Source organism: Microcoleus sp. PH2017_05_CCC_O_A (genome assembly GCF_020738785.1).
Classification (GTDB): Bacteria; Cyanobacteriota; Cyanobacteriia; order Cyanobacteriales; family Microcoleaceae; genus Microcoleus.
Genome location: NZ_JAEQCB010000101.1, coordinates 1 through 13,440, shown reverse-complemented (window position 1 = coordinate 13,440; position 13,440 = coordinate 1). Strand labels below are relative to the sequence as shown.

The window sequence follows — 13,440 nt, the reverse complement described above, 5'->3', positions numbered from 1 at the left end:
AGGCGGACATTGTTTGTGTAGCCGCGATTTCAATCGCCGGGGCTTCATTAGTCCGCGGAGGCGGACATTGTTTGTGTAGCCGCGATTTCAATCGCCGGGTATTCTTCCAAAAAATCATCTAACTAACGACTGAAGCCTGAGCGGCCAAAGCATCCCGCACCCGCTGGTTGCTAATTTCGCCATCACGAGCCACACAGGAACCAGCGATGATATCATCTTCAAAATTCAAAATCAGTTCCTTATCTTTCAGCATCAACTGAAGCAAAGCCGAGACATTCTTCGAGTAAGTTTCACTAGCGTGTACTGGCATCGACGACGGTAAATTAATCGGGCCGATGACATTAACTCCGTTCCATTCAACATCTTTGCCTGCTTCCGTGCACTCGCAATTCCCACCTTGTTCCGCTGCCAAGTCAACAATTATTGCTCCCGGTTTCATTTGAGAAACCATTTCTCTGGTAACTAAAATCGGGGCTTTTCTACCAGGAACTTGAGCGGTTGTAATTACTGCATCAGAAGCGCCGACGTGCTGGGTGAGCACTTGGCGGGTGTGTTCTTTAGCTGCTTCTGATAATTCTTTAGCATAGCCGCCTGCTGCTACAGTTTCTTCTTTGAGTTCGACATCAATAAATTTAGCGCCCAAACTTTGCACTTGTTCTTTTGTTTCCGGGCGGATGTCAAATGCTTCGACGACTGCGCCCAAACGACGTGCTGTGGCGATCGCCTGTAAGCCCGCAACGCCCACACCCATCACCAATATTTTCGCGGGGCGAATTGTACCCGCCGCTGTTGTCAACATCGGGAAATATTTCGGTAATGCACAGGCTGCAATCAGTACGGCTTTGTAGCCGGCGACGTTGGCCTGGGATGATAGTGCATCCATGCTTTGGGCGCGGCTGGTGCGCGGAATCATTTCCATGCTGAATGCAGTTATTTTGCGATCGGCCAACCGCTGTACTAACGCCGGATTTCCCAAGGGATTCAAAAATCCGATGAAAACTCCTCCTTCGCGAAGTTGGTGAACTTCTGATTCTTTGAGCTCCCCGATTTTGACGACGACATCGGCTTCGCCCCACAGCGTAGCGGTATCGGCGACAACACGAGCTCCGGCTTCTTCGTAAGCAAGATCCGAGAAAAAGGATTTTGCACCCGCACCCGCCTCAACCCAAACTTCGACGCCTTGTTTGACTAATCGGGCTACAACGTCGGGTACTAAGGCTACCCGGCGTTCCTCTGCTTCGACTTCTTTGGCGATCGCTAATTTCATGGACTCTCCTTATACTCTAGACACAGACATAGACAGGGCGGTTGAAACCGCGTCTACACAGACAAAACCTGACGGGAGCAGGTTGAAATTCAAATTTCCCAGTCGGCGTCCGGCGGACATCGTTTGTGTAGGCGCGATTTCAATCGCTGGCTGTCTTCGTTTGTTTGGCGTGCGACTTCAATCGCTGGCTTCTCACGTTGATACTAAAGCCGATCCCCAAAATTACACTCGCTTCTTTAACTTGTCTTATAGATTCAAATTCACTAAACTGTTAACCTTGCAGCCCAGGGTGATATGATACAATGCTGCCTAATTCGGTAGTTTGAATGTCTGTTGTCAGTATTATTACGCAAAAAAAAATTGAGCGAGCGCGGGCGTTTCGGCTGAGAGAATTATTGAGAAATTCGGTATATTGTAGGCTCGATCGCAAATTTCGGGCGATCGATATTTAAGCTTCACCAGCAGTTTGATTAGAGGAGTGATTATGAAACGATTATTTTCAGCACTAGCAGTTACAGGTTGCTTGCTGACAGGCTTACCGGCCATCAGTTTAGCCCAGTCGATGCCCGGATTCACGATTTTCGGCGGCCCAGAACGCGCCAACCAGTTAAACTATCGCTTGGATTACGGCAAAGCCGGAATGGTTGGCGACAGATACCGGCTGCGAATTCCTTCCAAAAAAGTAAGTTTGGCGATCGCCCAACTCAACATTACTTATCCAGACTATTACAAAGGCGAATTCGACCAAAAAGACATTAAAGTGCGCGTCAAAGACAAAACAATAGCATTGCAAGAAGTAATCTGGGACAAAGAAAATCGATTCATAGAAATTTATCCCGCAGAGCCAATTCCTGCCGGTAACAACGTTGAAGTTGTCCTCTCCAACGTCAGAAACCCAAGTCCGGGCGGAATGTACCATTTCAACGTCCGCATTCGCACTCCTGGGGACGTTCCATTGATGCGTTATTTAGGGACTTGGCTGTTGAGCATTGATTGAGGTTCCCGGAAGCAAATTTTAGCTAAACAGGCGATCGCGACAGAAAAACTCAACTGTGGCGATCGTTTTGCTGTAGGGAAGAAATTAACAAGATAATTCGCGATCGCACCGATGGCCAGAAACCGGGTTTTTTCTCAAAAATACTAGATTGCAGCCCGCAGATACGCAAAAAACCCGGTTTCTTTGCAAGGAGTGCATAAACCCTGAATACTCAAATCCTAATTTTCCGAAATCCTAAAATAGAACCAGAGGCTCATACCGCAATTGTATTTGATTCGTAAAATAAGTCTATGGTAATTCCCCGATGGTTGCCCTAACTAATTAGACGTATGCTCCGGGGCGCTACCATACAAAATATTGACGAAACTGATACATGAATCTTCTAGCAAAAATCAAAAAAATCAAACTTCCGCCAGCACTGCGATCGCAAAACTACCGCCTATTTTTTGCAGGACAAGGCATCTCGCTGATTGGCAGTTGGATGACGCAAGTCGCTACAGTGTGGCTTGTCTACAACTTGAGCGATTCACCTTGGATGCTCGGCGTAGTAGGATTTACCAGTCAAATCCCCACATTAATTTTACTGCCTTTTGCAGGAGTTTTAATCGATCGCACGAATCGGCACCGAGTGATAATTGCCACTCAAATCTTAGCGATGGTTCAATCCTTAGCCCTAGCATTTTTAGCGCTAACAGGAGTCATCAACATTTGGCAAATCCTGATACTGAGTTTCTGTCAAGGAGCAATCAACGCCTTTGACGCGCCCGCACGGCAAGCTTTTGTGTCCGAGCTCGTAGAAAAAAAAGAAGACTTAGCAAATGCGATCGCCCTCAACGCTTCCATGTTCAACGGAGCGCGACTCAAGATCAAACCCCGTAAAATAGCAGCAAGCAATACCAAACCCTTACAAAGATTAAAAGAAGGATTCGATTACGCCTTCGGATTTCCCCCGATTCGAGCCATCTTACTGCTATTAGCATTAGTCAGCTTCGCCGGAATGTCCCACACAGTATTAGTCCCAATTTTTGCCACCAAAATTCTCAACGGCGGCCCGCAAACCCTCGGATTTTTGATGGCAGCTTCCGGAGTCGGAGCATTTGCAGGCGCGATTTATTTAATCGGACGAAAAAGTATCGTAGGCATCGGCAAACTGATTGCAATTTCGCCAGCAATCATGGGATTTGGATTGATTGGTTTTGGCTTGTCCCGCATTTTGTGGCTGTCATTAATCATGATGTTGTTTGTAGGATTTGGTTTCATCATCCAATTTGCCGGAGGAAACACATTTTTGCAAACAATAGTAGAAGACGACAAACGTGGCAGAGTAATGAGCATCTACACGATGGCATTTTTTGGAGTGACACCGTTTGGTAATTTAGTAGCAGGTGGAATGGCAAATTATATCGGCTCTCCCAATACAGTCATACTTGGTGGTATAATTTGTATTTTAGGTTCAATAATTTTTACCAGACAGTTGCCAGCTTTAAAAAACTTAGTCAGACCACTTTATCAAAAAATGGGTTTAATTTCCTAAAAAATTGGTAAACTTCTCTCCTTCTTGATTCCCCTCTCTTACTCTGCGCCCTCTGCGCCCTCTGCGGTTAAAACATCCAAATTAATTACACAAGATGCAAAACCAATGGCAAACCCCAGTGCAATTCTACAACAACAGAGCGATCGCGTACCATTAAAAACCTGGATCGGCGTCATGGGAACAATCCTCGGCGCATTCATGGCAGTTTTGGACATCCAAATCACCAACGCTTCTCTCCGAGATATTCAAGCAGCTTTAGGCGCAACATTAGAAGAAGGTTCTTGGATTTCCACCGCCTATCTAGTCGCAGAAATAGTCGTCATTCCGATTACGGGTTGGCTGTCGCAGGTGTTCTCAGTGCGCCGCTACATCTTGGTAAATGCCGCTTTCTTTGTCTTCTTTTCCATGTGCTGCGCTTGGGCGTGGAATTTGACTTCAATGATTGTATTTAGGGCTTTGCAGGGATTGAGTGGCGGAATTTTAATTCCGATGGCTTTTACGTTTTTGCTGACCAATTTGCCGCCCAAAAAGCAGCCGATTGGCATGGCGATGTTTGCACTGACAGCGACTTTTGCACCATCGATTGGCCCGACATTGGGAGGTTGGCTGACGGAGAATTACGGCTGGCAATATGTCTTTTATTTAAACTTGGTGCCGGGGCTGATGCTGCTAGCTGCTGTGTGGTATGCCGTCGCCCCTGCACCGTTGCGGCTAGAACTGCTCAAAGGTGGCGACTGGTGGGGAATTGCCTCAATGGCGATCGGCTTGGGTTCCCTGCAAGTTGTGTTAGAAGAAGGCAGCCGGAAAGACTGGTTTAGTTCTGATTTTATTGTGCGTTTAAGCATAGTTTCTGCTATATTTCTCGGCGCTTTTTTCTGGATTGAACTAACTCGAAAAAAACCGTTTATTAATCTACGACTGCTAACTCGCCGCAATTTCGGCTTAGCAACTATTGTCAATGTTTCGTTAGGTGTAGGATTGTACGGTTCGGTGTTCATTTTACCACTGTATTTAGGTCAGATCCAGCAGTACAATGCCATGCAAATTGGCGAGGTGATTATGTGGGCTGGGGTGCCGCAGTTATTCATCGTACCGCTAGTACCGAAATTGATGCAGCGAATTGATATGCGGTTGCTAATTGCGATCGGTGTGAGTTGTTTTGCGATCAGTTGTTTTATGAATGCTAGTATGACTCATGAAACGGGTATCGATCAGTTGCGTTGGTCGCAATTAGTGCGCGCTTTGGGGCAGCCTTTAATTATGATACCACTATCAACGATCGCCACCGCTGGTATGGAGAAACACGAGGCTGGTTCGGCTTCGGGTTTATTTAATATGATGCGAAATCTGGGTGGTTCGGTGGGAATTGCGGCCCTAGCAACTTTGGTTACTCAACGCGAGCAATTTCACTCGAATCGATTGGGGGAATCTGTTTCTTTGTACTCTCCAGCGACGCAGGAACGAATCAATCAAATGACTCAGTATTTTGTAAGTCGCGGTGCTGATTTGAGCGTGGCGAAAGATCAGGCAATTAAGGCAATTGATAGTATTGTGCGCCGCGAAGCTTATGTGATGGCTTTTAATGATTGTTTTTACTTTGTGGGCATTGCTTTGTTATTAAGTGGAATTGCGATTTTGGGCTTTAAAAAAGTGAAAGCTGGCGCGGGTGCTGGGGGAGCACATTAAACAGTTGACAGTTGACAGTTGACAGTTGACAGTTAATAGATTCACCATTCTTGTTCTGCTTGTGCTTCTGCTTGGATTAAATTTTGCCGCATTTCTTCCCAATTAATCCGATCGCACATAGCGTTTTCCAGGAGTCTCCCTTGCTGTAAATATAAAACGCGAGTCGCAAATTCCTGGGCTAATTCTAATTGGTGATTTACCATTAAAATAGTAGTTTGGCTGTTACTTAGCTCTTGCAATACCTGCACCAGGTAAGCCGCTTTTCCAGCATCTAGGGCGGACGTGGGCTCGTCTAACAGCAATATTTTGGGTTCGAGAACGATCGCCCGTGCGATCGCCACCAATTGCTTTTGGCCTGTGGAAAGTTGCAATTCCGTGCGATTTAGCCATTCTTCGGGGATATGAAGTTGTTGAATAACCCCGCTAATTCTGTCTCCTATTTCTGATGAATTCACACCCCGCAGCTTCAAAGGATAAGCCAAAGCTTCCCGCACCGACATTCCCAACAGCTTCGATTCTTGCATCACCAGGGTGATTTGTCTGCGAAGTTCGATCGCCCCAATTTGCCGGTAATCTGTATTTTCCAGATAAATCGAGCCAGTCGTGGGGCTGCTGAGTCGGTTCAGCAACCGCAACAGCGTGGTTTTCCCTGCCCCCGAAGGGCCGACAATTGCGACGCGATCGCCCTTTTGTACCTGAAACGAGATATTGTCCAATAAGTAGCTAGAGGCGATCGGTGTTTTAAAACTTACACCATCAACCCGCAATTGAGGAGTAGTTTCTGGATAATTTTCAGAATAATTAGGCATTAAATTAATTTAAAATATGATATTTCTGCAAGCAAATATGTGTGTAGGGGCGAAGCATTACCGCAATCAGCATAAGATTATAACTAATAACTTATATGCGGTAATGCTTCGCCCTCTTCAAAACCCAGATGCACCCGAATTTCACATTACTTACTTCTCAAACCTTCACAGCTTTTTTCAATGGAAAACCCAACTGTTCCCGCTGTTCCAAATAAAGCTGAGCCACCCGCCGCGCCAAGTTGCGAATCTTAGTAATATACCGAGTTCTCTCCGTCACCGAAATCACACCTCTAGCATCGAGTAAATTGAAAGTATGCGAACATTTTAGCACATAATCAAGACTCGGCAAAACCAATCCTTTCTTGGTCAATTGTTCGGCTTCTTGTTCGTACAATCCAAACAAAGTAAACAGCAATTCAGGATTGGAAGCTTCAAAATTATAAGTACACTGTTCTATTTCCCCTTGCAGGTGAACGTCGCCGTAAGTGATGCCATCTTTCCACTGAATTTTGGTCATCGCATCCACTTCTTGCAGATACATTGCCAGACGTTCAAGTCCGTAGGTAATTTCAATCGATACCGGGCGACAATCAATGCCACCGCACTGTTGAAAGTAGGTAAATTGAGTGATTTCCATGCCATCGAGCCAGACTTCCCAGCCGACACCCCAAGCGCCTAAAGTTGGAGATTCCCAGTTGTCTTCTACAAAGCGAATGTCGTGGTCTTCGGGTTTAATTCCTAATGCTCTGAGTGAGTCCAAATAGATTTCTTGGATATTAGGAGGAGATGGTTTAATGAGGACTTGATATTGATAGTAATGTTGAAAGCGATTGGGGTTTTCGCCATAACGTCCGTCAGTGGGGCGGCGACAGGGTTCGACGTAGGCGACTGACCAAGGTTCGGGCCCAATCGCTCTGAGAAAGGTGTGGGGATTCATGGTACCTGCCCCTTTTTCGGTATCGTAGGATTGGGCGATCAGGCATCCGCGATCGCTCCAGAATTTGTTTAAGGTGGCAATGACTGATTGAAAGTTCACTGGTTTAAATATGGTTAGTAAGTGTCTGAACTTATTTAAGCATACTCAAGGCAGGGTTTATTGAAATAAACCATGTATCGCTGGATATTTAAGTTCTTTTTTCAGGTATATTGTATCGATCGAGTTATTGCGATCGATAATAGCAATGTTTTCTAGATCGAACAGTCCCTACTGCTAGGGAAAAGAGCCATCATGTTGTTTGTGGATAGGGTGGTGGATATTCTCCGCTCGTGATGAGTTGCTCGCGTTCGAGGATACGTTCTGGGAGGTTAAATTGTAGAATTTTAGCGGTTACGCGCCCTTGCGGAGTCAGTGGGACAATGGTTCCTCTATCTAGCCGAAAGTGGTCAGACCATTTCTGAAGACGGGGATTAAAAAAGGGAGTTAGCTGTTGTGTTTCAGGGTCGATCGAACCGAGGTCAGTTCCTTTGAAACGGTTGCAGCAAGGACACGATAACGCTAGGTTTTCAGATTCGGTAATGCCATCATGTTTTTCAGCAATAATGTGTTCCATTTCAAAGGCAAAAAGTGCACCCGTTTGGGGAAATCGGCAATACTCGCATTGCTCTCCAGCGCGTTGAGTCACTAGCCGGCGGAGACGGGCTGATACATAACTCATGCTGCTGTCTGTAAGCGTTTGTAGGCGTGAGCTTTGGCTAAGCGCACCCAATGTTCTAAAAGCAAATATCGATCGAGTTCGACTTCTTCCGATCGCGAGAGAGTGCTGGATTTATTGCGATCGAGCAATTCACTCATTCGGGCTTGTAATGCAGGCGTGGGGCGGATGGCGAGGATGACTTCTGGGCTGGGTTGACTCGCAAGCAGTTCGACGATTTGGCGATCGTCTTGGTAGGGGATGGTTTCTGCGAAGGTAAGTTCCTGGAGTGCGCGATCGAGGGCTTCTGGGAGGCGATCGCCCAATGCGTGCAGTTGTTCGCCGAGGCGATCGGGGACTTCTAATATAATTTGCATACTTCGGTGATGTGAGGATGAGACTTGCTGTGATTGTAACAAACGGGCGATCGATCCATATCTTGAGTAGAATCGCCCTACTCGGCTTTTTCACGTTTGCGTTTTTCGATTTCGGCGATCGGTAACAATAATGTTTCCTCTATTTCCTGTCTCACCTCTAGGCTACCATTGTAAGTGCAGTTAAGACAATCTAACAGTAATTCGTTGGCGTCATAATACTGTTTTAATAATTCTTGTTTTTCATTGACAACTCGCCAGTTTAAAAAAGCATCGGGATTGTGGTTTGCAAAATCTCTTACTTGCTGTAATATGCTGCCACTACGGACTACCCACCAAGTAAAGTAAGCTTCACTATAAAGGGACTTATCATCAGGATGCTCATCTTGTATGAGTTGCATATACTGCTTTAATTCTGGAGTCCAATCAAAAAGTATAAAGTAATAATTAATTAAATCAAGTGCGATACAGAAATAAATGTCTTTAATGCCGACAGGGGCAAATCGATAGTCTCCTCCTACAACATTTTCAATAGCTATAGTACGATACAATTCATAATCTAAAATTCGAGTAATTTTGAAGATGCGACTCAGCGTACCCTTAGTATTGGTAGTAAAATCAACACCTAGATCAAAGCATAAAGCTCGGACAGATGCAGCTTTGTATGGAGCATCAATCCAGAGAGCTAATTGATGTAATTGAGAGAGAAATTTTTGCACCCTAATATCAGAGATAACTAAATTGTCAATTTTTTGTTTCATCGCCGTTAGCAAAACATCTGCTTTCGGCAGCATTTCAACAGCCAATAAAAATACTTCCCTCCAGTGCCTATCTTGCACATGGCTTGTCAATTCATTCAGTATTGAATCATTTATTGATGACGGGTTACACTTCGCCAAAAACTGACGGGTTATCAAATATTCTTGAAATGTCAGGTGTGAAAATGACCAAACTTTCTGACTTCGCTCAATCAACAACCCATGCTGCGCTTCCATTGCCCTCAATACCACCCGACTATCCCGCTGCCCAATCCCCAAAAACTCCGCAATATAACCCTCTATTTCCGCCTGCTCAAACAACACATATTGCTCTTGCTCAAACTTCTTCACTGCCAGAAAACTCAATAACTCCAGCTTCCGCTCTAGCGACAAATCACGATAAATTTCATCCCGATCGATCTCCCGCGACTTGTCCCACTGTTCTAGCAGCAACTCCAACCCTTCTTCATAAAGCTTGGAACGCTTCGAGTAAAACTTCCCCGTCTGGTGAAACACGGCACAGGTCAAACTCAGCAAAATCGGCGTAATTGTTAACTCCCGAATCGGCTTATTTGCCTCTAAAAATAGTTGTTCTAAAAACTCTCGTGCTTTCGCCAATCCTCCTGACTCATCCCCCATCACCGTCTTAAACCAATGTTCTGAAAACGATCGCACCTGCGACTCATTAAAATCCGCTACCTCCACATAATCAAACTTCTCAAACCGCGATTCCTGACTCTGAGTCCGACAAGTTACAATTACCTGCACCTGCGGATAAATACGAGCAAACCGCTTGATTTCTTTGGCGATGTTCTTCCCATCTTCTCCCGTCACTTCATCCAACCCATCCAGCAGCACCAGCGATCGACCTCGATCGAATATCAATTGAGTTTCTGCATCCGATAACCGCCAGCATTCCTTTAGATAACGCTCTAGCGAATAGGCAACCTCACGCCCATCCTCGACAAAATTTCGCAGCCTAATCAAAACCGGAATCCGGTGCGCCTGTAAATTCCCTGCGTTGCACTCCCTCACCACTCGTTGCAAATAGGTGGTTTTCCCCGAACCCGGTTTGCCCACCACCATTAGGTTTGTATTCTTCGCCAGCACTTCTAACCCCGGCACTCGTTTCTGTTCCTTGCCCAAGCCAATGCGATCTAAACCTCGATGGCTGGGATTGTTCATGAAATCTTGGCACAAATCATCGTATTCCGATTTACGACTACTACTCAGTTCCTCCAGAATATTGACATCCACAAACAAGTCACCCAAAGGCACACAACGATCGATCCCCCAAAGTGGCATTGTGCTGTGCAAGCGTTGGATGTCATCATGGAGGCGCGATCGTACCTCCTGAACTAACGCATCAATATCATCTTTCAGGCTCTCCAGAGTCGGATCTGACAGCGAATTTGGTGGTTTACCTTTCTCCTGAACCTGTTCATCGTCGGGTTCCCATTTCAGTTTGAGCTTTTTGCAGATGCCAAGAAACTGCTTGCGCTGAACAGGTTCACCTTTGAAAAATTTGTTGATGGTGGTACGCGACATTTGTAATTGAGCAGCCAAATCGGATTTGCTACCAAATTTTGCTAATGCAATGTCCGCGTTTTTGAGTTGAGTTGGCGATAGCCTGAGAGATCGTCCGCTAGGTTCCGTCATGTAGTGGTTTCAGGTTTCTCCAATTATAGCGACGCGATCGTAACTTGGACAAACTTGTACATAACCTGAGCGGTGGGCGATCGGATCTAAAACGAGCCTCCTATCTTGCATTTGGCAGATTGTTGAGAGTTTCAACAAAGATGACCAACATGAAGATTTCAAATAAAAAGAAACTGCTCAAAGTAAGCGAGTTTGCGGTGGTAGGCGTTGCCACTTGCCTCAATCCCCAAGCAGGACTTCTGCTCTTTGTGCTCAAGCTGTGCTTTCTAATCCTGACAGAGTTGCAGAAAGATGAGAGAGACGAGTCAAATAGATAAAAGCTAGAAGCCCCGATCGCCTTTGCGAAAAAATTCAACAGGGCGATCGGTTCCCCAATTCCTATAGCAATATCACAGTTTCAGCAGATTGATTTCCCCCATTACGAGGGCGAAGATGTAAGGTGATTTCCGTATCGAGTCGCTTCAGGAAAATCAGTAGTTTTCCTTCGCTGAACCGTTGAAACTCTCCGTTCATTAAATGAGATACTTCTGGCTGTGGAATTCCAAGTAATTCGCTCATTTCACGCTGTTCTAAGTTGCGCTGTTTTAACAGGCGAAGTACCTGAATACCGATTTTACCTCGCGCAAAAAGTTCATCAGCATCTGCCAATCCAAGGTCAGCAAATACATTACCACTGCTTTCTTCAAAAATAGTTTCTTCTGTCATAATTGTTCCTCCCTAGCTAGTGCGTCTTGATAGCGTTTTTTAATTAAGTCAACATCAGCCTGTGGGGTTTTAATCCCTTGCTTTGATTTCTTCTGAAAAGCGTGCAATACATAGATTTTTTCACCAATCTTTACAGCATAAACTGCCCTGTAAGTATCGGTATCGTAACGTTTGACGATTTCATACACACCGCTTTCCACCCCTTTAAAGGGCTTGGCTGACAAAGGTGTTTCCCCAGCTTGCACCAGTTGTAGGGAATAACCTACGGCTTTTTGTACCTCTTCAGGAAACTCGCGGATATTTTTGCGAGAGTCTCCCATCCAAACAAGAGGTCGTAAAGGCACTTCTGTAGTATCTTTGTTATCGACCATTTTATCCGAAATTTCCTGTAAAAACAAAGTTAGACAATAGCATAAAATGTTGCCAAGCCTAAAAATCAATTTCCCCGATTGTGGGTTCTTGCGTTATGTTTGTTCCTCTCTTGGCATGGTATAGTACCCATCTTCGATTCCCATCGACAACTCATGAAAACAGACACCATTTTCTACAGCCTGTTTCAGGAATTTCCCAGCTTCTTCTTTGAACTGATCGATCGCCCTCCAGACGAAGCCACCGCCTATGAATTCACCTCCCGCGAAATCAAACAACTCGCATTCCGCATCGATGGCTTATTTCTGCCCACAACCGAAGCACCGGAAAAACCATTTTACTTGGCGGAAGTTCAGTTTCAACCCGATCCCGACTTGTACTACCGCATCTTTGGCGAACTCTTTCTCTATCTGCGACAATACAAACCCGTCAATCCTTGGCGCGTCGTTGTCATCTATCCCAGCCGCCGCATCGAACACGAACAGATGCTGCAATTTCAGGAACTCTTAACCAGTCAGCGCGTCCAACGGATTTACCTCGATGAATTGCCAGAAGCCGCCGATCGCTCGCTGGGAGTCAAAATTGTTAAACTGGTAATCGAGCCAGCAGAGACAGCCGCAGAACAAGCACGCCAATCGATCGCAATGGCCCGACAGCAGTTGTCCGATCCCACCGTTTTGCGCGATTTAATCAACCTCATCGAAACAATTATCGTCTACAAACTCCCCCAGAAAAGCCGCGAGGAAATTGCCACCATGTTGAATTTAAGCGAACTCAGACAAACTCGATTTTATCAGGAAGTCAAGCAAGAAGGTTTAGAAGAAGGACTCGAACAAGGACTCGAACAAGGTGAGCAGCAGGCGAAGTTAGAAGCCATTCGTCGGATGATCGCGTTTGGAATGAATTTAGAGACGATCGCACAATTATTAGATTTGTCTGTAGAATTTGTGCGGCAAACAATTCACAAAATCCAACGGGAATCCATGTCAGTCCCCGAACAAAAGATTGACTCGTTGATCGAACTATTAACTCACCAGCGATCGCTCTTTTCGGCCACACAATTAACTGAACTAGCGCAGCTAATTGAACCCTTATCCGATAAAAGCGATGTTCTTTCAGAAGTGATTTCATCCTGGGCTGAAAATTACCCTTCAATTCAGGAAGCTCAATCCAAACTGCTCGAACCACTACCGCCAGCTAAAGCATCAGAAACAACAGCAGTCAGTCCAGAAAGTAGCGAATCTCAAATGGGCGATCGCCCCAACAAACAAGCTCTCAAAAATGCCATTTTATTGTAGCTATAATCCGGCGGTTGAAACCGCTACTACACAAACAAAGCCCGGATGGTGCGCGGGCTAAGAAATAAAGGGGGTACTTAAGCCTAATTGCCGCTCAACAACAGAACAGTAAGAGCCCCGACTTCTTGAAGAATTCGGGGCTCTTACCGTGAAAAGGTTTAGATTACTTTCTCTTTTAGTCGGCGGGAGTGAGGGAAACTAAAAGAGTGATTTTGTCAACGCCGATGACATAAACAGTATCTCCGGGTGTGAGGGTGATTTGGCGATCGCACCGTGCGGGCCACCAGCTACCTTGGAAGCGGACGCGACCTGTTTGATTCGGGTAAATCGATTCATCGACGACTGCTTCTTCG

Annotated in this window: 14 protein-coding genes; 5 read left to right on the top strand and 9 right to left on the bottom strand. The window is 45.6% G+C overall.

The window, feature by feature from the left end:
• Positions 1-118: 118 nt before the first annotated feature.
• A complete protein-coding gene (locus JGK20_RS22315) occupies positions 119-1,267 on the bottom strand; it encodes a Re/Si-specific NAD(P)(+) transhydrogenase subunit alpha (protein ID WP_293178162.1) in 1,149 nt (382 codons plus the stop codon).
• Positions 1,268-1,593: 326 nt separating this feature from the next.
• On the opposite strand from JGK20_RS22315, the gene JGK20_RS22310 reads away from it, so the two are divergent.
• The 4 genes from JGK20_RS22310 to JGK20_RS22295 all read left to right on the top strand — a co-directional run bounded on the left by JGK20_RS22310 (position 1,594) and on the right by JGK20_RS22295 (position 5,484).
• A complete protein-coding gene (locus tag JGK20_RS22310) occupies positions 1,594-1,719 on the top strand; it encodes a hypothetical protein (RefSeq protein WP_293178159.1) in 126 nt (41 codons plus the stop codon).
• Positions 1,720-1,751: 32 nt separating this feature from the next.
• Positions 1,752-2,264, top strand: a complete 513-nt coding sequence (locus JGK20_RS22305; RefSeq protein ID WP_293178156.1) for a DUF2808 domain-containing protein — start codon at positions 1,752-1,754, stop codon at positions 2,262-2,264.
• 373 nt (positions 2,265-2,637) lie between these two features.
• A complete protein-coding gene (locus JGK20_RS22300; RefSeq protein WP_293232190.1) occupies positions 2,638-3,798 on the top strand; it encodes an MFS transporter in 1,161 nt (386 codons plus the stop codon).
• Between the two features lie 105 nt (positions 3,799-3,903).
• Positions 3,904-5,484 carry an MDR family MFS transporter gene (locus JGK20_RS22295; protein ID WP_293232188.1) on the top strand — a complete coding sequence of 527 codons (1,581 nt, stop codon included), beginning with the start codon at positions 3,904-3,906 and terminating at the stop codon, positions 5,482-5,484.
• 41 nt (positions 5,485-5,525) lie between these two features.
• On the opposite strand, the gene JGK20_RS22290 is transcribed toward JGK20_RS22295, so the two are convergent.
• From JGK20_RS22290 to JGK20_RS22260, 7 genes are all read right to left on the bottom strand, one after another.
• Positions 5,526-6,293, bottom strand: a complete 768-nt coding sequence (locus tag JGK20_RS22290; protein ID WP_293232186.1) for an ATP-binding cassette domain-containing protein — start codon at positions 6,291-6,293, stop codon at positions 5,526-5,528.
• Between the two features lie 157 nt (positions 6,294-6,450).
• Complete coding sequence (glyQ, locus tag JGK20_RS22285) at positions 6,451-7,329, bottom strand: glycine--tRNA ligase subunit alpha (RefSeq protein ID WP_293232184.1); 879 nt, start codon at positions 7,327-7,329, stop codon at positions 6,451-6,453.
• Between the two features lie 190 nt (positions 7,330-7,519).
• Positions 7,520-7,948 (bottom strand): HNH endonuclease signature motif containing protein, encoded by a 429-nt coding sequence (locus tag JGK20_RS22280; RefSeq protein WP_293232182.1) that lies wholly within the window; start codon positions 7,946-7,948, stop codon positions 7,520-7,522.
• Positions 7,945-8,301, bottom strand: coding sequence for a hypothetical protein (locus tag JGK20_RS22275; RefSeq protein ID WP_293232180.1), 357 nt, complete (start codon positions 8,299-8,301; stop codon positions 7,945-7,947). Before JGK20_RS22275 ends, JGK20_RS22280 begins: the two co-directional genes overlap by 4 nt.
• A 77-nt stretch (positions 8,302-8,378) precedes the next feature.
• Positions 8,379-10,715, bottom strand: coding sequence for an NACHT domain-containing protein (locus JGK20_RS22270; RefSeq protein ID WP_293232178.1), 2,337 nt, complete (start codon positions 10,713-10,715; stop codon positions 8,379-8,381).
• A 378-nt stretch (positions 10,716-11,093) separates the two neighbouring features.
• Complete coding sequence (locus JGK20_RS22265) at positions 11,094-11,420, bottom strand: XRE family transcriptional regulator (RefSeq protein ID WP_293178127.1); 327 nt, start codon at positions 11,418-11,420, stop codon at positions 11,094-11,096.
• Positions 11,417-11,791, bottom strand: a complete 375-nt coding sequence (locus JGK20_RS22260) for a type II toxin-antitoxin system RelE/ParE family toxin (RefSeq protein WP_293178124.1) — start codon at positions 11,789-11,791, stop codon at positions 11,417-11,419. The genes JGK20_RS22265 and JGK20_RS22260 overlap by 4 nt, the downstream gene beginning before the upstream one ends.
• A 153-nt stretch (positions 11,792-11,944) precedes the next feature.
• Here JGK20_RS22260 and JGK20_RS22255 point away from each other — a divergent pair, with 153 nt between their 5' ends.
• The gene (locus JGK20_RS22255) at positions 11,945-13,087 is read left to right on the top strand and encodes an Rpn family recombination-promoting nuclease/putative transposase (protein WP_293212441.1); all 1,143 of its coding nucleotides are present in this window, start codon (positions 11,945-11,947) and stop codon (positions 13,085-13,087) included.
• A 175-nt stretch (positions 13,088-13,262) separates the two neighbouring features.
• Here the strand turns inward: JGK20_RS22255 and JGK20_RS22250 are convergent.
• Positions 13,263-13,440: NfeD family protein (locus JGK20_RS22250; protein ID WP_293232210.1), on the bottom strand; the 178-nt coding region annotated here is incomplete at its 5' end.

Excerpts from the sequence above, each read along its gene's own strand:
- JGK20_RS22275 (WP_293232180.1), bottom strand. The coding sequence starts at position 8,301 with ATGCAAATTATATTAGAAGTCCCCGATCGCCTCGGCGAACAACTGCAC.
- JGK20_RS22310 (WP_293178159.1), top strand. The coding sequence starts at position 1,594 with ATGTCTGTTGTCAGTATTATTACGCAAAAAAAAATTGAGCGAGCGCGG.
- JGK20_RS22270 (WP_293232178.1), bottom strand. The coding sequence starts at position 10,715 with ATGACGGAACCTAGCGGACGATCTCTCAGGCTATCGCCAACTCAACTC.
- JGK20_RS22290 (WP_293232186.1), bottom strand. The coding sequence starts at position 6,293 with ATGCCTAATTATTCTGAAAATTATCCAGAAACTACTCCTCAATTGCGG.
- JGK20_RS22300 (WP_293232190.1), top strand. The coding sequence starts at position 2,638 with ATGAATCTTCTAGCAAAAATCAAAAAAATCAAACTTCCGCCAGCACTG.
- JGK20_RS22305 (WP_293178156.1), top strand. The coding sequence starts at position 1,752 with ATGAAACGATTATTTTCAGCACTAGCAGTTACAGGTTGCTTGCTGACA.
- JGK20_RS22295 (WP_293232188.1), top strand. The coding sequence starts at position 3,904 with ATGGCAAACCCCAGTGCAATTCTACAACAACAGAGCGATCGCGTACCA.
- JGK20_RS22265 (WP_293178127.1), bottom strand. The coding sequence starts at position 11,420 with ATGACAGAAGAAACTATTTTTGAAGAAAGCAGTGGTAATGTATTTGCT.
- JGK20_RS22315 (WP_293178162.1), bottom strand. The coding sequence starts at position 1,267 with ATGAAATTAGCGATCGCCAAAGAAGTCGAAGCAGAGGAACGCCGGGTA.
- JGK20_RS22255 (WP_293212441.1), top strand. The coding sequence starts at position 11,945 with ATGAAAACAGACACCATTTTCTACAGCCTGTTTCAGGAATTTCCCAGC.
- JGK20_RS22280 (WP_293232182.1), bottom strand. The coding sequence starts at position 7,948 with ATGAGTTATGTATCAGCCCGTCTCCGCCGGCTAGTGACTCAACGCGCT.
- JGK20_RS22260 (WP_293178124.1), bottom strand. The coding sequence starts at position 11,791 with ATGGTCGATAACAAAGATACTACAGAAGTGCCTTTACGACCTCTTGTT.